The following is a 17,162-nucleotide window of genomic DNA, read 5'->3' as shown; positions in this document are numbered from 1 at the left end:
GCCCAGATGAAGGCGTTCTTCGACCGCTGCAACGGATTGATCCACTGCATGGCACTGGAAGGGAAATACGCTGCCGTCGTGGAGACCTCCGGCGGTGGTGAGGACGCCGACGTGATCTCCTACATGGAACGGGTCGTCAATACCCTGGGGGCAACATCTGTCGGAGGTATCGGCTCTCCCATGGCAGGGATAAGAACCTTCCCCGAGGAAGCGAACCTTTATGGCAAGGCACGTGCCCTGGGCTGCGAGCTCTGCCACTGCATCAGGGAGAAGCGGCAGTTCCCGGGACAGGATCAATTTCTCGATGCATTCCGGTCGAGGATGTCAGGCCTGGTCGAATTCATGAAGGAGTACTGGGTGTTCGAGCGTGAATACTGGCGGAATAAGACTCTTAGAGGAAGCGAACATGTTTGAAGTGCATTACAACGAGGAAATGGAAGCGGAAGTTCAGCGCCTTGAGGCGAAGAACAGGGCTGCTGCTGCCGGGCACCCCGAATGGGACAACGCATGCGCTGTTTGCGGGTGCCAGCTTGCGTCAATAACCATCGATAGGTGCGATCATTGTCTATGAAAACAGTTCTTCCAAGAAGTAAGATTCCATGCAGGGCTTGAGAAGAGCTTTGAATGGTCGCCATTCAGATGCTCGGATATTACAATTTTAGGCCATTCAAGGCCCGAGAAGCCTTGGGTATTTTGGGCACAGGCTTGACTAAGATGTGGGGGAACTGGTTGGAAGGGCCTATAGTGTTGAAAATTTGTCAGATGCCTTGTCTTTAACTTTCTTTGAATAGCAATAAAAAACGGGCCGAGTTTTTTGACTCGGCCCGTTGTGTTTTCTGGTGGGCGATGCTGGGTTCGAACCAGCGACCCCTGCCGTGTGAAGGCAGTGCTCTCCCGCTGAGCTAATCGCCCGTTAAGTAGAAAATTAAATAGCAAAATCGCTAAAACATGTCAAGCGTTGAATTTTCTCCATTGGATCTTTACGGTTTGCGAGCATTTCAGCGATAGTAAAAAAACGTTATACACTCCGTGAATACACCTTGACAGCCAATTGACGCTGTTGTTATAGTCCCAAACTGTAATTTTTACCGACGCTAAAACGGGAGACGGTTTTGAGCACGAAGCAGATTACCGTCAGACATGACGAAGTCATAGCGATTGTTTCTCTTGCCAGACCCGAGACACGTAACGTCTTGAGTCGTGATTTAGTTACAGGACTTCTCTCAGTATTTGCCTCGCTAAAGGATGATGAGCGGGTGAAGGGGATTTTAGTGACAGGCGAAGGGAAGAGCTTCTGTGCCGGCGCTGACATCTCCGAGATGGCGCGCATGACCTCTGCCGAAGCGGCATCGTTCGCCGACTTGGGGCAGAAGCTCATGTTTGCTGTTGAGAAAGTCGGAAAGCCGGTTGTTGCTGCCGTGAATGGCCATGCCCTGGGTGGCGGACTTGAACTGGCCTTGGCGTGCGACTTCATTGTCGCCGCGGATTCTGCGGTCTTCGCTGCTCCAGAGGTCCTCATCGGCATTATGCCCGGTTTTGGCGGTACGCAGCGTCTTCCGCGGCTCATCGGCAAGTCACGGGCCAAGGAGATGATCTTCACCGGCGAGAGGGTAAGTGCGGAGCAAGCCTACGCCATCGGCCTCGTTAACCGGATTGTATCTGACGATCTTCTCCTGACCGAGACGGCTGCACTCCTCAAGGCCATTTGTAGTCGCGGCGTTCTCTCCTTGCGTGTTGCCAAAGAGGTCATCGATGCAGGGTCGGGCGTTGATCTTGCCACGGCTTGTCTCATGGAGCGTGATGCCTTTGCACTCTGCTTTGCCACTCACGACCAAAAGGAGGGAATGCGTGCCTTCATGGAGAAGCGGGAACCCCGCTTCACGGGACGGTAGGAGGTCGCAGCGCATGACGATGCTTGAGCAGGGGTGCATACAGGTCTATACGGGTAACGGCAAGGGGAAGACCACGGCCGCCTTGGGACTCGCCTTCCGGGCTCTGGGCCGGGGGATGAAGGTCTTCATGATTCAATTCATGAAAGGCGGAGGTCCCTACGGAGAGCATGCCGCTGCAGAGCGGTTCGCTCCGGACTTCACTATTATTCAGACCGGGAGACCGGGGTGGGTGAACCGGGACAACCCCGACCCAGAGGATGCCCGCCTTGCCCGAGAAGCACTGGAAACCGCACGGACTGCCTTGACCGGCGGCGAGTATGATCTTGTCATTCTTGACGAGGTTAATGGTGCTGTTTCTTTCGGTCTGCTGTCCGTCGAAGACCTTCTTGATTTCATGGAGAAGAAGCCTCATTGTGTCGAACTTGTTCTGACCGGAAGAAACGCAGACGAGCGTGTCATCTCGGCTGCTGACCTCGTAACCGAGATGCGGGAGATCAAGCATTACTACCGCGCCGGCGTGCCGGCGCGAGTCGGAATAGAAAAGTAAGGAGAGAGCCATGTCAGAAAGAACGCTGCGTATACTCGTGGGTAAACCAGGGCTTGACGGTCACGACCGGGGAGCCAAGATCATTGCCCGGGCATTCCGCGATTCCGGTTTCGAGGTGATTTACACGGGGCTCCACCAGACGCCGGAGCAGATCGTTTCCGCAGCCATTCAGGAGGACGTGGATGCTGTCGGGCTGTCGATACTCTCGGGTGCCCACAACGCGCTCCTGCCGCGGGTCTGCCAGCTTCTCAAGGAGAAGGGAGCCGACGACATCGTTGTTTTTGGCGGCGGTGTCATTCCCGACGACGACATCCCCGGGCTGAAGGGTGCGGGCGTCAGTGAGGTCTTTACTCCGGGGACCTCCACGGAGCACATCGTGCAGTGGGTTCGGGAGAACGTCACGCCGCGGGCGTAGCGGTTGAGCGTTATGCCCTACAAGAAACTTCGTATTGAGGTCAAGAACCGCGTCGGTTTTATCCTGATGGGTGCGGGTCATCGCTTCAACAAACTTACCATTACCATGCTGAAAGAGTTGAAGCGGGCGGTGGCCGAGTTGTCGCGGCATCCCGACGTTGTGTGTATCGTCATCACTGGTTATCCTGGCGAATCCTTCGCCGTCGGTGCCGATATCTACCAGATGGTGGAGTTCGGCCCAGCCGACGGTTTTTCCTTTGCCGAGTTGGGACAGTCACTCTTCACGGCCATGGAGGAGTGTCCCAAACCGATCATCGGTGCCCTCAACGGCATCACCATGGGGGGGGGATGCGACCTGTCTCTGGCCTGTGACCTGAGGATCGCAAGCGATGCGCTCGTCATTGCCCACCCCGGCGCCAAGCTGGGGATCATAACCGGTTTTTGCGGTACGCAGAAGCTACCGCGCCTCGTGGGGAAAAATTTCGCCCGAGAGATCTTCATGACCTCTGAGCCTTACGGCGCCGCTGATGCGTTGCGGATGGGGCTTGTTGACCGTGTTTACCCGGCCGATGAGTTCTGGGAGCGGGTTGTGGCTTTTGCAGAGCGAACCGCCACGGCCTCGCCGGCGGTTCTTGCCATGGCAAAGAAGGCGATCAATGCTTCTGAGGACTGTGACCTGAAAACAGGCTGTGCCCTGGAGGCGGCCTCCTTCGCGTATCTCTTTGCCACTTCTCCTGAGAGGGAACGGATGACTGGATTTCTAGAAGGAACAGCGAATGTCTTTGGCTCATAGGATACTCGCCGGTGACCTGCGTGCTGCGGCCCGCCTCATGCGTGATTTGGACGACGGTTTTCGGAGCGCCGCAGCGGAGATGAAGCTTCTGTATCCACACACGGGCCGGGCGTTTATCCTTGGTATAACCGGACCGCCAGGGGCGGGGAAATCGACGTTGGTGGATCAGCTTATCGCCGTCTACCGGCAACGGAGAAGCAGGGTGGGGGTTGTTGCCATTGACCCCACGAGTCCCTTCACCGGTGGCGCAATCCTTGGTGACCGGATCAGGATGAACCGTCATGCAGAGGACCCCGGCGTCTTTATCCGGAGCTTGGCCACCCGCGGCCACATGGGGGGGCTTTCCCGCTCCACCGGCGATGTGGTGAACGTCATGGACGCCATGGGTATGGAGGTGGTTATCATCGAAACGGTCGGGGTAGGGCAGGACGAGATCGATATCGTCCGGATGGCCCATACGACCGTGGTTATTTCGGTGCCGGGGCTTGGAGACGACATTCAGGCCATCAAGGCGGGGGTACTAGAGATCGGCGACCTCTTCGTGGTGAACAAGGCTGACCGGGAAGGGGCTGACCGGACTGCCCGGGAGCTTGCCGCCATGCTGGAGATGAAGCAGACCAAGCCGGGCGATTGGCAGCCGAAGGTACTCCTCACCGAAGCAAGCCGTAACCGTGGTATCACTGAGATGGTGGAGGAAATTGAGACCCACCGCCGTCACCTCATCGAGTCGGGCGCCCTTGAGAGGATCAGGGAAGAGCGCAGTGTGCGGCAGTTTATGGATCTGCTTAAGGAGCGGCTTTTCGCCGAGGTCTTCGGCCACATCCAGGTAAACGGCCGGTTCCGTGAGATCGTCGAGGAGATGACGGCCCGCCGGACCGACCCCTACAGCGCCGTAGAACTGATCTTAACCGAGCGGTTTGCGGGGCACCGGATGTCCAACTCTTGACCGTACCGTTGAAAAATGCTACGTTATATCGCTAACAAATAATGGGGCCTCGGCCCCATTCCTTTTTTCGGCAGGACTGGTACCCAATGATCCGCAAGCTGGCATACGTCATCGCACTCCTCATCTTCGGCGCAATAGTCATTCACAGGCCCGGATCCACTGCCGACCCGGCAGCCTCTCCCGTGGACGGAGCCAAGGAGGATCTCTCCCGGATTGACTACCCGAGCCACCGGCAGATTGACTGGGAACCCCACTTCATCAGACCCCACGAGACTCTCGAAACTCTTTTCGGCAACGACTGGACCACGGTGGCCCGTTTCAATAGATTGGATCGCCGTCACACGTACCCAGGCATGACCATCAAGGTCCCCACCGACATGGAGGCAGCCCGTCGCTACACCCCACTTCCCCTGGAGTATGAGCCGGCTAGGCGCTATGACCGGTATATACTCATCAGCCTGACCGAACAGTGGATTGGTGCCTACGAAAATGGGCAACTTAAATTTTCCATGCCTGCGGCCACCGGCAAAAAGGGATACGAAACCCCCACCGGTCTTTTCCGGGTCGATGCCCGCCACCGCACCCACACCTCTTCCCTCTATCAGACCGACGACCAGTCGGCCCAGTATCCCATGGATTTCGCCATGCGTTTCCATATCGGCTCCGACAACGTGGCCTACTGGATCCATGCGCGGGATCTCCCCGGCAAACCCGCATCCCACGGCTGCGTCGGGCTCTTTGATGAGCAGATGCAGAACCGCATGTATGGCATCCCTGGGAAGCCGGTCCTCCAAGATTCCAAAAAACTCTACGACTGGGCCGTTGGAGAAGCCGAGTATGGCGAAGACACCGGTGATCTGGAGTTACTCGACAGCGGCCCGATGGTGGAGGTGATCGGAGAAAATCCCGTGTATCAGCCCGCGCCCCTCAAGCCGCTGGTGGCATCCCGCTGATCTTTCCTTTACTTTTGCCGCTGATGCGGCACACTCTCTCCCATGGACGTCATCACCACCCACGTGAATGCCGATTTCGACTGCCTTGGCGCCATGGTAGCAGCGAAGAAGCTCTATCCCGATGCCCTCATGGTCTTTCCCGGATCCCAAGAGAAAAGCATCAGGGATTTCTTCCTCAAGACTACCGGTTACATGCCGGCCTTGACCCGCCTGAAAGACATCGACCTCTCTCGGATATCACGGCTGATTCTTGTGGACTGCCGTCACTCGTCGCGCATTGGCCGGTTGGCCGAGGCGGCGAAACGACCTGGCGTTGTGGTCCATATCTACGACCACCATCCCGGCTCATCAGGCGACATTGACCACAGTGGCGGCGAGATTCGCGAGTGCGGCTCATCCACTGCGATTCTGGCCAAGATTCTCATGGAGAAGGGGATCGAGGTGACGCCTGTCGAGGCTACCCTCATGATGCTCGGCATCTACGAGGATACCGGAAACCTTACCTTCCCCTCGACGAGCGTTGATGATTACGCAGCTGCCTCCTGGCTTTTGTCCCATGGGGCAAACCTCAATATTGTCGCCGAATTTGTTTCACAGGAGTTGACCGCCGAGCAGGTGTCGCTGTTGAACGACCTCCTCCAGTCGTTGCATACCGTTAGTGTGAACGGAGTTGATATATCGCTCGCCCACGCTTCCCTTGATTACTATGTGGGAGATATCGCGGTATTGGCCCACATGATGCGCGACATGGAAAACTTGGAGGCGCTTTTCATCGTGGTTGGCATGGCGGAGCGTGTCTATGTCGTGGCGAGGAGCCGCATCCCTGAGGTGGATGTGGGGGCGATCCTGCGTGAATTCGGTGGTGGTGGGCATGCAACTGCAGCTTCAGCCACGGTACGTGATCAAACCGTCATTCAGGTTTTGGGGAGGTTCCAGCAGCTGCTTCCCCAGTGGGTCAATCCGAAACGCACGGCGAGCGACCTCATGTCTTCGCCGGTGAAGACGTTGTCGGCGGAGACCACAATCGCCGAGGCCCGCGAACTCCTCACCCGCTACAACGTGAACGCCATGCCGGTAATCGACGATGGACGTATGGTCGGGATCATTTCCCTGCGGATCGTGGAGAAGGCCCTGTATCACGGGCTCGGTTCCCTGCCGGTCAGCGAATATATGCATACGGAGTATATGCGGGCGGAGCCCGAGACACCGCTCAACGTTATCCAGGACTATATCGTCGGGCAGCACCGGCGGCTTGTGCCGGTCTTCGCCGGCGAGAAACTCATCGGGGTCATAACGCGGACCGATCTATTGCGTTACATGTATGCCGGCATGCAGCGCAGTGCCGAGGCGGTCTACGATCTTGGCCGTGAGACACCGCCGGTGCGCCGCCGCGAGGTGGTTCACCTCATGAACAAGAATCTTCCGCGGCGGATGGTGGAAACTCTCCGAGAGCTGGGAAGGGTAGGGGACAAGCTGGAACTCCCGATTTATGCCATCGGTGGTTTTGCTCGTGATCTCCTGCTAGGTGGCAAGAACGAGGACATCGACGTCACCGTTGAGGGAGACGGCATCCTCTTCGCCGAAACCTTTGCTGCCGGTCACGATTGCAGAGTCAAGAGCCACGATAAATTCGGCACCGCGGTCATCGTTTTTCCCGACGGAACGAAGATCGACGTGGCAAGCACCCGTCTGGAATATTACGAAACCCCTGGCGCCCTTCCGACGGTGGAGCGTTCTTCGCTCAAGATGGACCTTTACCGTCGCGACTTCACTATCAACACCCTCGCAATAAAGCTCAACACAGCCGACTTCGGGCTTCTTGTCGATTTCTTCGGCGCGTACCGGGATCTCCGCGACAAGGCTGTCCGGGTTCTTCACAACCTCTCGTTCGTTGAAGACCCGACACGGGTCTTTCGGGCAATCCGCTTCGAGCAGCGGCTCGGCTTCCAGATTGCGCGGCATACGGAAAATCTCATCAAAAATGCCGTAAAGATGGGATTCCTCGATAAGCTCGGCGGAAAACGGCTACTCAACGAATTGGTCCTGATTCTCCGTGAAAGGGAGCCGGTTCGGGCAATACTGCGGATGGAAGGGTTGGGGCTTTTGCGTTTCATTCATCCTGACCTGGCGCTCCAACCGGAGAATCTCAAGGTGTTGGACGAGGTCAAAAAGGTAATTACCTGGTTTGACCTCCTCTACCAAGGGGATCGGGTGGAAACCTGGGTGGTCTACTTCCTTGCCCTGACGTCAGCCCTGCCCGACAATGCGTTCTGGGAAACCTGCTCGCGGCTATCCATCTCGGAGCATTACCGGGAGAAGCTCATCGACATGCGGGTCCATGGCGAGCAGATGCTGGAGGTGATAGAGCGCAAAGTCGCAAAGGGGGAACCGGTCAGGCGCAGCGACGTCTACTTCTGGCTCCGGGGGCTTTCGCCCGAGGTTCTGCTCTACATCATGGCCAAAACCCGTTGCGAAGACGTACGGAAGTTCGTTTCCCTCTATGTGACTCAACTCCGGGGTGTTACCTCTTCTGTCACAGGAGATGATCTAAAGGCTGTGGGCCTTTCGCCTGGTCCACGCTATCGCGAGATACTGGATACGGTTCTTTCTGCCCGTCTGAATGGCGAGGTGTCAACACGTGAGGATGAACTCAAGATTGTCACGAAGGAACTGACCCGATTGTAGCGATTATGCAACAGTGTGCCTGTTATTTGGCCAGTTGATCGAAACGCCTGACGTTGGGGCGTTTTTCGGATTTTTGACAGGCAAGATTGTGGCGTAACCATGCACTTTCTGGAACACCATAGAAGCAGGTATCATGGAGTCTTGTGGGCTTCGTGTGTAATCATGTGTAACTATTTATATTTATTGCTTTAATTTTTATATGTTGACCCCGGCTTGTTTTTTGCTTAAATATCAAAGACTGATATTTTTGACAAAGGGGTTAGCAATGAAGACATCGCAGCGGGGCATCCTGGTTGGAGTCATCATTCTTCTTCTCACAGTTTGGTGCAAACCATGTAAGGCTGACGACACTTTTGAAGACATTTTCCGCAACGCCGTCTACGGGGGGCTTGTGGGCGGACTTGTGGGTGCGGCGCTCCTTGTTTTCACCGACAAGCCTGGCGATCACCTCGACTACATCGGATACGGCGCTGCGGGCGGTGTTCTGGCCGGAGTCGCGTATGGTGCCGTAAAGACCACCCGGGCATTGGCCGAGGTGGAAAACGGCAAGGTAAAGCTGGCGGTGCCGACGATCATCCCCGATTACGTTCCGGCCGGAACACGGGGCGAGGGAGGGGTTATCCTGACAGCCGAGGTTCTTCGCGGCAGATTCTAAAGAATATATTGACAAAAAATTGGAAAGAGGGGGTGGCCACGCAATGACGGCCACCCCCTCTTTTCGTATTGTTCTACTCAGCAACAGAATCAGGCAGGCGTCTCGGTGACGATTTTGATAGACGCCTCTATGCCGTCCATGAGCAATGCAAGTTCGTCGAGGGTAATGGAGAGGGGGGGGAAGACCACTATGACGTTGCCGAGGGGTCTGAGAAAAAGGCCGCGGTTGCGGGCTTCGAGACAGACCTTGATGCCGACCCGTTCCTCCCACGGGAAGGGTTCCCGTGTTCCTGTATCCTGAACAAGCTCGATGCCGGCGATCATGCCGCACTGGCGCACTTCACCCACGTGCTTTACTTTACCCATTGCGTGAAGTCTTTGCGATAAGTAACCGATCTTGTTTGTTAAACTATCGAGAAGCTGCTCCTTCTCGAACAGGTCGAGGCTCGCCAGGGCCGCAGCGCAGGCGATGGGGTTGCCGGTGAAGGTGTGGCCGTGGAAGAAGGTTTTCATCTCCCGGTATTCACCGAGGAAAGCGTCGTAGACCTTCTGGGTCGTCATGGTGGCGGCAAGGGGGAAATAGCCTGCGGTGATCCCCTTGGAGAGGGCCATTATGTCAGGCGTGATCCCTTCCCGCTCACAGGCGAACATGGCGCCGGTGCGGCCGAAACCAACCGCCACCTCGTCGGCAATCATGAGGATGTCGTGACGGTCGCAGAGTTCCCGGACCTGTCGAACAAACCCGTCGGGCTGCACGATCATGCCGCCGGCTCCCTGGACGAGGGGTTCGATAACGAGGCCGGCCACCTCATGGGCATGGGCCGCCATGATCCGTTCCAGTTCCTTGAGACAGCGCATGCCGCAGCTACTGCTGTCAGACTCGCCGAACTCGCAGCGGTAGCAGTAGGGAGCGGGCGCCTGGATGGTCGGAAAGAGGAGTGGGCGGAATACTCCGTGGAACAGATCGATTCCACCGACGCTTACGGCACCGATGGTATCGCCGTGGTAAGCGTTCTTGAATGAAATGTACTTGGTTTTTTCCGGTCGCCCCAAGTGCTGCCAGTACTGGAAGGCCATCTTGACGCCGATCTCCACGGCGGTGGAACCGTTGTCTGAGTAGAAGACCTTGCAGAGCCCCGGGGGAGCGACCTCCACGAGACGCCGCGCGAGTAGTGCCGCCTTGTCGTTGGTGAGTCCGAGCAGGGTCGAATGCTCGAGCGTATCCACCTGGGCCTTGACCGCCTCGTTGATTTCCCGTTTGCAGTGGCCGTGGACGTTGGTCCAGATGGCTGCGACGCCATCCAGGTAGCGGTTGCCTTCTGAATCGACGAGCCAGCATCCTTCGCCCCTGACGATGACGACGGGGTCGCTCTCCTCCCACTCCTTCATCTGGGTGAAGGGATGCCAAACGTGGGTGCGGTCGTATTGTTGAAGCGTTCTGGTGTCAGCTGTTTCCAACGCCTATCTCCCGTAACAGAATTTTTGTGGTTGGCTCGGCCGCGAGGCGGCTGGCCAGGGTTTCCACAATAGTCCGCTGATCGCCACCTGCAACCTTGGGGAAGACGCCGAGCAGTGGCGCCCCTGCCAGCGAGTCTATGAGGTGCGGCGCGTACTCCTCTGCCGCGTCGGGCTGATCGGGGTAGGAGTTGATGATGGTCCCCCGCACCTCAATACCGAGATGCTTCGCGGTATAGCAGGTGAGAACCGTATGGTTGATGGTGCCTAGATTGGGGCGTGCCACCACCAGGAGCGGGAGCTTCAGCCCCAGTACCAGGTCAGCCACCACGAGCCCGCCCGAGAGGGGGACCATGAGCCCGCCGGCTCCCTCCACAAGCACGAAATCGTGGCGCGCCTTAAGTCCCTCAAATGCCTCTCCGATGCGCGAGAAGTCGATCCGGACATTCTCCCTGGACGCAGCCACCGAGGGTGCGATGGGAGTGCGAAGGCAGTAGGGGGAGCAGTCTGCATCGAGGGGAACCCCCGCGGCCCAGGCGAGCAGTTCCGCATCCTCGGAGACGAGGGTGCCACCCCGCTCGACACAGCCGCTTGTCACCGGCTTCATGACCCCGACGTTTACCCCCCTCTCGCGCAGAAGAAGCGCCAGAGCCGCCGTCACGACCGTTTTCCCTACGCCGGTGTCGGTTCCCGTGACAAAAATCGCCCTATTCACGACAGCTTCCCGCCGTTAGTTCCAGGTCCTTCAACATTTGCCAGTCATCCTCGGCCGGCCGGCCGGTGGTGGTCAGATAGTTGCCGATCATGGTGCCGCTCGCTCCCGCGAAGAAGATCCACGACTGCAGATCCCGCAGGTTCCGCTCCCTGCCGCCGCAGACGGCGATCTTTTTCTCAGGGAGGATGAGCCGGAACAGGGCAATGGTTTTGAGACATTCCAGGGGGGTGATCAGGTCGGCCCTGGCGAGGCGGGTACCCTCGATGGGGTTGAGGAAGTTGAGGGGGATCGAGTCCACGTCCAAATCCCGCAGCGTCATGGCGAGCTCTATCCGCTGCGCCGCCGTCTCACCCAGACCGAAGATGCCCCCGCAACAGACGGTGAGTCCCGCCCGCTTCGCCACCCGGACGGTCTCCACGTCATCTTCGTAGTCATGGGTCGTGCAGATGCTCGGGAAAAAGCTCCGCGCCGTTTCCAGGTTGTGGTGATAGGTTTCTACCCCCGCTTCCCTGAGAGTGACTGCCGTCTCCTGGTCGATGATGCCAAGGGAGCAGGAGGGAGCTATTGACGTGGTTTCTCTGATGCGGCGCACTGCCCTGCAGATCCGGTCGAGTTCTTCTCCTTTTCTGATTGTGGTGCCGCTCGTTACGATGCCGTAGCAGTGGGAACCGGCAGCTTCTGCCTCTTTCGCGCAGGCAACGATCCGCTCTTCGTCTACGAGGGGGTAGACTGGTGAGTCGGTAGCATGGTGGGCCGATTGCGCGCAGAAGGCGCAATTTTCCGGACAGCGCCCCGACTTGGCGTTGATGATGGAGCAGAGATCGATGCCAGTGCCGAGAAAGTGTTCCTTGATGCGGCTTGCGGCTAAAAAGAGGGCAAAAGCGTCTGTCCCGGAGGTGGCTGAGAGCTCGGCAGCCTCTCCTTCCGAGAGCCGCTTGCCGGCAATAATGCTATCGGCGAATGTATCAAGGTGTCTGTTCATCACTAAATTCCTCCAAAGCCTGAAGTACCACAGGAATTTAACCGTTGTCAACCATGGGTTGGTATGTGGTTGACAATTGACCGTGAAAATTGCCGAAAACCATGGAAACGACAAAATTAAATACTTGCATTTTGGTCATGTCTCTGTTAGTAGATAACAAGTTTCCGTTCACTAGAAGTGAGCTCCTCCAGCTCACTTTTTTTATTTTTATGAGGTTTGACAGGCATGGCAAAGGACGAAGTTATCGACAGGGTCACGGCCCTGGCGGAAAGTCTTCTTCCTCCCCAGGGGATGGAACTCGTCGACATTGAATACAAGCGTGAGGGACGCCACATGGTTCTTCGGCTTTTTGTCGACAAGGTCGGCGGGATTACCCTGGACGACTGTGCTCTGGTAAGTCGCGAGCTTTCCGAGATTCTCGACGTTGAGGATGTCATCAGCGACTATTACACGCTCGAGGTGTCGTCCCCTGGATTAAATCGTCCCCTCAAGAGGGAGACCGATTACGAGCGCTACCGGGGACGGCTCGTGAAGATCAGAACCTATGAGCTCGTGGAGGATGAGGCCGGGAACCGGCGTAAGACCTTTCTCGGCGACCTGGAGGGGCTTGCGGACGGGGTTGTGACCCTTAAACTCCGCGAAGGACAGATGGCGCGGATCCCGCTTGCCAGTATCGCTAAGGCCAGCCTTGAATTTGAATTCTAGAACAAATAGCTTAAGCACTTCAAGGAGAGACGGACGTGGAAACGACCTTCAACCTCAAGCACATTATTGATCAGATTGTGAAGGAAAAGGGGATAGACCGAGATATCGTGGTCGAAGCCCTCGAACAGGCGGTGCTCACTGCCGCGAACAAGAAGTATCGCAACACGCGCGATCTTGAAGCCCACTACAATCCCGAGGTTGGTGAGGTGGAACTCTTCGAGTTTGTCACTGTCGTTGACGAGGTTATGGACTCGTACAAGGAAATTGACATGGAGGAAGCCCGGGAGGTCGACCCCGACGTTGAAGTGGGTGACTCTCTTGGCATGAAGATGGACGCCAGCGGTTTCACGCGTATCGCCGCCCAGACCGCCAAGCAGGTCATTATCCAGAAGGTGCGGGAAGCGGAGCGGGAGACCATCTTTAACGAGTTCAAGGACCGGATCGGTGAGCTTATCAATGGCGTGGTGCGTCGTTTTGAGAAAGGCGACCTCGTTGTGGATCTCGGCAGGGCCGAGGCGCTTCTTTCCAACAAAGAGCAGGCGCCCCGGGAGGTCTACCGCCAGGGGGACCGGATCAAGGCGCTCATTATGGATATCCGGATGACCCCCAAGGGCCCCCAGATACTCCTTTCCCGGACCCATCCCGGCGTTCTGGCCAAGCTTTTCGAGGCTGAGGTGCCGGAAATCGCCGAAGGTATCGTCGAGATCAAGTCTGTGGTGCGCGAGCCCGGGAGCCGTTCCAAAATCGCCGTCTATTCCCATGACTCGGACGTGGATCCGGTTGGCGCGTGCGTCGGGATGCGCGGATCGAGGGTTCAGAATGTTGTGTCTGAACTCCGCGGTGAAAAGATTGATATCATCCCTTGGTCCGAAGACCCGGCGCGCTTTGCATGCAATGCGCTTCAGCCGGCAACGGTTTCCAAAGTCTATATCGACGAAGATAACAACGCACTTGAGATCATTGTCGCTGACGACCAGCTTTCCCTTGCCATTGGCAAGAAAGGGCAGAATGTCCGGCTTGCAGCGAAGCTTACCGGTTGGAGAATTGACATTAAGAGCGAAACCCGCGCCGCCGAAGCTGAGCTCCTTGAGTTTTCCTCCTTCGATGGTTCCGCTGAAGAGGCTGTCGAGGAGCCTGCCGACGAGGCTCAGGGCGAAGCCGTTGAGGTTGTGGAGCAGGGCGAAGAGTAGGATCCGATGCCACGGACCGAGCCCCAGCGAACCTGTCTTGGTTGTCGGGAGGAGAAAGGGAAAAACGAACTTCTCCGTTACGTTCTTGACCCCGAAGGGACAGTCGTTCCTGACCTTTTGGCAAAACTGCCGGGGCGTGGGGCCTATACCTGTTTTTGTCGCGATTGCGTGGAGAAGGCTGCCAGCCGGAAGCAGTTTGCCCGTGCCTTCAAGGGTGAGGTAAAGGGGGCAACTTCACAGGAGCTCCAGAGTAAGATTGTTTGTCGCCTTGAGGAGCGGATTGCTTCATATCTGGCCCTGGCAAACAAGGCAGGAAAGATCGTCTCCGGAAGCGATATGGTGATGGAGGCGATACGCAAGGGTAAGAGGATCGGTCTTGTAATCATGGCCGGGGACGCCTCTGCCGAGATTGGCGATAAGGTTGCTAACATGGCCGCCCGTGACGGGATTCCCTGTTTCCGCATCCTGGACAAGGACAGGATCGGCGGGCTTCTTGGTAAGGGATTGCGGAGTGTGGTGGCGATTGAGGTGGGAGGGTTTGTCCCGCCGTTGGTGAAAGAGTTACAGAGATTCGGAAATTTCCTTGATGGGGGTGCGGTTGATGAGCAAGACCCACGTGTATGAACTTGCTAAAAAGTTGGGTATTGAGAATAAGGAGTTGCTTGCCAGGCTCAAGGGTCTTGGTATTGAGGTGAAGAGCCACCTGTCGGTTCTCGAAGAGGAGGACGTGCAGAGGGTTACAGCTCCGCCTGCGCCGCTCAAGGGAATCTCGAAGCAGGAGGAGGTCCGGGTAACCACCACGGTCATCCGGCGTCGACCTAAGATTGTCGAGCAACCGCCTGAAGAGATTGAGCCCGTGGCTGCCGAGGCCGTTGAGCCTGCTGTTCCTGCCCCCGGGGCGGAAGAGTCTGCGCCCATGGTCGCGACTGCTCCCGAGGAAACCGAGACTCCCCAGGCTCCCGAGGTTTCGTCTGTGGAGGCTCCAAAAGCTGAAAAGCCGATGGTTGAAGAGCCCAAGGTTGCTGCCGCCCAGGAGTCGCCGAAGCCGGTTATGGTCGATGAAGAGAAGCCAACTATGAATCGCGCCAGAATTCTTGGTCGCGTTGAGCTTCCCGGACTCACACCGGCTCCCAGACCTTCCGAAAAGCGTGAAGTGGTCATTCCCCCCAAGAAGAAGGTGGAGGAGCGGGTTGTAACACCGCCCCCGGCTGCTGCTGCGGCCGACGATCGCAAGAAAAAGGGGAAGGTATTCGTTGAGGCTGCGGCACCGGCGGGAGGTGCCCCTGCGGCAAAGAAGAGCACTCCTCCGGGCGGGAAGAAGAAAGAGGCTTTCAAAAAGGCGGAACTCCTCGAAAAGCGTGAGAGGATCTTTGAGCCAGGTCCGAAATCAGGCAAAGGTAAGAGGCGTGAGCGGGAGACGGTTTCTTCCGGCAGAAAGACCGAAATTACGGTTCCCAAGGCCATCAAGCGGATCATCAAGATTTCCGAGTCGATCACCGTTGGTGAGCTTGCCAAGAGGATGGGGGTCAAGGCCACTGATCTTATACGTGTCCTCATGAAGATGGGGATGATGGCCACCATCAACCATCCTCTTGATGTGGACACTGCCGCACTGATTGCCGCCGAGTTCAGCTATGAAATCGAGAACGTGGCCATTGATACGGACGAGATGCTTGAGTCGGCGCCCGATGCCCCGGAGAGCCTCAAGAAACGTCCGCCTGTCGTCACCATCATGGGACACGTTGACCACGGCAAGACATCACTCCTCGATGCGATCCGCGAAGCAAATGTCATTGCCGGCGAGGCTGGGGGGATCACCCAGCACATCGGTGCCTATGACGTCGAACTCAATGGTCGCAAGATCACGTTCCTCGATACGCCTGGCCACGAAGCATTTACCGCTATGCGTGCCCGTGGTGCCAAAGTAACCGACATCGTTATTCTCGTGGTCGCGGCAGACGACGGTGTCATGCCCCAGACCCGCGAGGCTGTCAACCACTCCAAGGCTGCTGGCGTGCCGATCATTGTCGCCATTAACAAGATCGACAAACCCGAGGCGAAGCCCGAGCGAGTGAAGCAGGAACTCATGGAGTTCGGTCTTGTCTCTGAGGAGTGGGGCGGTGAAACTATTTTCGTGGAAGTCTCCGCCAAGAAGCGGATCAATCTTCCCGATTTGCTGGAAATGGTTCTGCTGCAGGCCGACGTTATGGATCTGAAGACAAACCCCGACAAGGACGCCCGCGGCACCATTGTCGAAGCCAAGCTCGACCGGGGCCGTGGACCGGTTGCCACGGTACTTGTCCAAGAAGGTACCCTGAAGATTGGCGACTACTTCGTTGCCGGCGTCCACTCCGGAAGGGTTCGTGCCATGCAGAACGACCGAGGCGACAAGGTGCTTGCCGCCGGTCCATCCATGCCTGTTGAAGTCATCGGTTTCACGGGTGTTCCTGACGCAGGAGATGTCTTCATCAGCCTTCCCGACGAGAAAAAAGCCAAGGAAATCGCTTCCCATCGCCAGCAAAAACTGCGGGAAACCGAGCTTGCCAAGCACAGCAAGATGTCGCTGGAGCAACTCTACGACAAGATACAGAAGGGGGAGGTCAAGGACCTCAACGCCATTGTCAAGGCAGACGTCCAAGGCTCAGTGGAGGCTGTGGCAGAATCGCTGCGCAAGCTCTCCACCGACGCGGTTCGTCTCAACGTCATCCACTCTTCGGTTGGCGCCATTACCGAGACCGACGTTAACCTTGCCTCCGCCTCCAATGCGATCATCCTTGGCTTCAACGTACGTCCTGAGCCGAAGGCATCGGCAATGGCCGAGAAAGAAGGAGTCGACGTTCGCCTCTACAACATCATCTATGATGCGGTAGAAGACATCAAGAAGGCCATGGAGGGGTTGCTGGAGCCGACGCTTCGCGAAAAGTTCCTCGGACGGGCCGAAGTCAGAGAAGTATTCTCGGTGCCCAAGGTCGGGAACGTCGCAGGCTGTTATGTACAGGACGGCAAGATGCTGCGTAACGCACCGGTTCGGCTTCTGCGCGACAATGTGGTTGTCTATGAAGGAAAGATGTCATCATTGCGCCGCTTCAAGGATGATATGAAGGAAGTCGCCACCGGGTACGAGTGTGGTATCGGCCTGGAAAATTACAACGATATCAAGGTCGGCGATATCATTGAAGCCTATGAGATCGAGAAAATTGCTACCAAGCTCTAAGGTCTGCTGACTCGAGG

15 protein-coding genes, 1 tRNA gene and 1 pseudogene are annotated in these 17,162 nt (G+C 57.1%); 13 read left to right on the top strand and 4 right to left on the bottom strand.

Translation table 11 applies throughout. The annotated features are described in order from the left end of the window. A pseudogene (locus RCH91_RS03255) lies at positions 1 to 414 on the top strand (flavodoxin family protein); the annotation flags it as partial. A gap of 423 nt (positions 415 to 837) precedes the next feature. Here the strand turns inward: RCH91_RS03255 and RCH91_RS03250 are convergent. Further along, positions 838 to 912: transfer RNA gene (locus RCH91_RS03250), tRNA-Val, on the bottom strand. A gap of 200 nt (positions 913 to 1,112) precedes the next feature. Between RCH91_RS03250 and RCH91_RS03245 the strand changes: the two genes are divergently transcribed. The 8 genes from RCH91_RS03245 (at position 1,113) to RCH91_RS03210 (ending at position 8,885) form a co-directional block, all read left to right on the top strand. Then, entirely contained in the window at positions 1,113 to 1,892 is a 780-nt protein-coding gene (locus RCH91_RS03245) for an enoyl-CoA hydratase/isomerase family protein (protein WP_306533107.1), read from the top strand. Positions 1,893 to 1,911: 19 nt separating this feature from the next. After that, complete coding sequence (gene cobO, locus RCH91_RS03240) at positions 1,912 to 2,439, top strand: cob(I)yrinic acid a,c-diamide adenosyltransferase (RefSeq protein WP_373694361.1); 528 nt, start codon at positions 1,912 to 1,914, stop codon at positions 2,437 to 2,439. A gap of 10 nt (positions 2,440 to 2,449) precedes the next feature. Continuing rightward, positions 2,450 to 2,854, top strand: a complete 405-nt coding sequence (locus RCH91_RS03235; protein ID WP_306533105.1) for a cobalamin B12-binding domain-containing protein — start codon at positions 2,450 to 2,452, stop codon at positions 2,852 to 2,854. Between the two features lie 12 nt (positions 2,855 to 2,866). Next, complete coding sequence (locus RCH91_RS03230; protein ID WP_306533104.1) at positions 2,867 to 3,646, top strand: enoyl-CoA hydratase/isomerase family protein; 780 nt, start codon at positions 2,867 to 2,869, stop codon at positions 3,644 to 3,646. Next, complete coding sequence (meaB, locus tag RCH91_RS03225) at positions 3,630 to 4,592, top strand: methylmalonyl Co-A mutase-associated GTPase MeaB (protein WP_306533103.1); 963 nt, start codon at positions 3,630 to 3,632, stop codon at positions 4,590 to 4,592. Before RCH91_RS03230 ends, meaB begins: the two co-directional genes overlap by 17 nt. An 86-nt stretch (positions 4,593 to 4,678) precedes the next feature. Further along, positions 4,679 to 5,545: a L,D-transpeptidase gene (locus RCH91_RS03220; protein WP_306533102.1), complete on the top strand. Its 867-nt coding sequence runs from the start codon at positions 4,679 to 4,681 to the stop codon at positions 5,543 to 5,545. Between the two features lie 42 nt (positions 5,546 to 5,587). Then, positions 5,588 to 8,230, top strand: a complete 2,643-nt coding sequence (locus RCH91_RS03215; RefSeq protein ID WP_306533101.1) for an A-adding tRNA nucleotidyltransferase — start codon at positions 5,588 to 5,590, stop codon at positions 8,228 to 8,230. A gap of 265 nt (positions 8,231 to 8,495) precedes the next feature. Further along, on the top strand, positions 8,496 to 8,885 hold the full coding sequence (locus RCH91_RS03210; protein WP_306533100.1) for a hypothetical protein: 390 nt from the start codon (positions 8,496 to 8,498) through the stop codon (positions 8,883 to 8,885). A gap of 89 nt (positions 8,886 to 8,974) precedes the next feature. Here RCH91_RS03210 and bioA read toward each other — a convergent pair whose 3' ends face one another. Genes bioA through bioB form a run of 3 tightly spaced genes read right to left on the bottom strand, consistent with a single transcriptional unit; the run spans position 8,975 to position 12,036 of the window. Continuing rightward, entirely contained in the window at positions 8,975 to 10,342 is a 1,368-nt protein-coding gene (bioA, locus tag RCH91_RS03205; protein WP_306533099.1) for an adenosylmethionine--8-amino-7-oxononanoate transaminase, read from the bottom strand. After that, positions 10,329 to 11,054 (bottom strand): dethiobiotin synthase, encoded by a 726-nt coding sequence (bioD, locus tag RCH91_RS03200; protein WP_306533098.1) that lies wholly within the window; start codon positions 11,052 to 11,054, stop codon positions 10,329 to 10,331. Before bioD ends, bioA begins: the two co-directional genes overlap by 14 nt. Then, positions 11,047 to 12,036: a biotin synthase BioB gene (bioB, locus tag RCH91_RS03195; protein WP_306533097.1), complete on the bottom strand. Its 990-nt coding sequence runs from the start codon at positions 12,034 to 12,036 to the stop codon at positions 11,047 to 11,049. Before bioB ends, bioD begins: the two co-directional genes overlap by 8 nt. Before the next feature lie 225 nt (positions 12,037 to 12,261). On the opposite strand from bioB, the gene rimP reads away from it, so the two are divergent. Genes rimP through infB form a run of 4 tightly spaced genes read left to right on the top strand, consistent with a single transcriptional unit; the run spans position 12,262 to position 17,145 of the window. Then, positions 12,262 to 12,741 (top strand): ribosome maturation factor RimP, encoded by a 480-nt coding sequence (gene rimP / locus RCH91_RS03190; RefSeq protein WP_306533096.1) that lies wholly within the window; start codon positions 12,262 to 12,264, stop codon positions 12,739 to 12,741. 35 nt (positions 12,742 to 12,776) lie between these two features. Continuing rightward, positions 12,777 to 13,931, top strand: coding sequence for a transcription termination factor NusA (nusA, locus tag RCH91_RS03185; RefSeq protein WP_306533095.1), 1,155 nt, complete (start codon positions 12,777 to 12,779; stop codon positions 13,929 to 13,931). Between the two features lie 6 nt (positions 13,932 to 13,937). Next, positions 13,938 to 14,555, top strand: a complete 618-nt coding sequence (locus RCH91_RS03180) for a DUF448 domain-containing protein (protein WP_306533094.1) — start codon at positions 13,938 to 13,940, stop codon at positions 14,553 to 14,555. Then, positions 14,533 to 17,145, top strand: a complete 2,613-nt coding sequence (infB, locus tag RCH91_RS03175; RefSeq protein WP_306533093.1) for a translation initiation factor IF-2 — start codon at positions 14,533 to 14,535, stop codon at positions 17,143 to 17,145. Before RCH91_RS03180 ends, infB begins: the two co-directional genes overlap by 23 nt. Positions 17,146 to 17,162 lie beyond the last annotated feature (17 nt).

The sequence above is a fragment of the Geobacter sp. genome (assembly GCF_030834625.1).
In the GTDB taxonomy this organism is placed as follows: Bacteria; Desulfobacterota; Desulfuromonadia; order Geobacterales; family Geobacteraceae; genus Geobacter.
This window is presented reverse-complemented; position numbering and strand designations above follow the sequence as displayed.

Bases quoted from the DNA above. Each gene is read 5' to 3' on its own strand.
- cobO (WP_373694361.1), top strand. From the start codon at position 1,912: ATGCTTGAGCAGGGGTGCATACAGGTCTATACGGGTAACGGCAAGGGG.
- RCH91_RS03235 (WP_306533105.1), top strand. From the start codon at position 2,450: ATGTCAGAAAGAACGCTGCGTATACTCGTGGGTAAACCAGGGCTTGAC.
- RCH91_RS03230 (WP_306533104.1), top strand. From the start codon at position 2,867: ATGCCCTACAAGAAACTTCGTATTGAGGTCAAGAACCGCGTCGGTTTT.
- meaB (WP_306533103.1), top strand. From the start codon at position 3,630: ATGTCTTTGGCTCATAGGATACTCGCCGGTGACCTGCGTGCTGCGGCC.
- RCH91_RS03220 (WP_306533102.1), top strand. From the start codon at position 4,679: ATGATCCGCAAGCTGGCATACGTCATCGCACTCCTCATCTTCGGCGCA.
- RCH91_RS03215 (WP_306533101.1), top strand. From the start codon at position 5,588: ATGGACGTCATCACCACCCACGTGAATGCCGATTTCGACTGCCTTGGC.
- RCH91_RS03210 (WP_306533100.1), top strand. From the start codon at position 8,496: ATGAAGACATCGCAGCGGGGCATCCTGGTTGGAGTCATCATTCTTCTT.
- bioB (WP_306533097.1), bottom strand. From the start codon at position 12,036: ATGAACAGACACCTTGATACATTCGCCGATAGCATTATTGCCGGCAAG.
- rimP (WP_306533096.1), top strand. From the start codon at position 12,262: ATGGCAAAGGACGAAGTTATCGACAGGGTCACGGCCCTGGCGGAAAGT.
- RCH91_RS03180 (WP_306533094.1), top strand. From the start codon at position 13,938: ATGCCACGGACCGAGCCCCAGCGAACCTGTCTTGGTTGTCGGGAGGAG.
- infB (WP_306533093.1), top strand. From the start codon at position 14,533: ATGAGCAAGACCCACGTGTATGAACTTGCTAAAAAGTTGGGTATTGAG.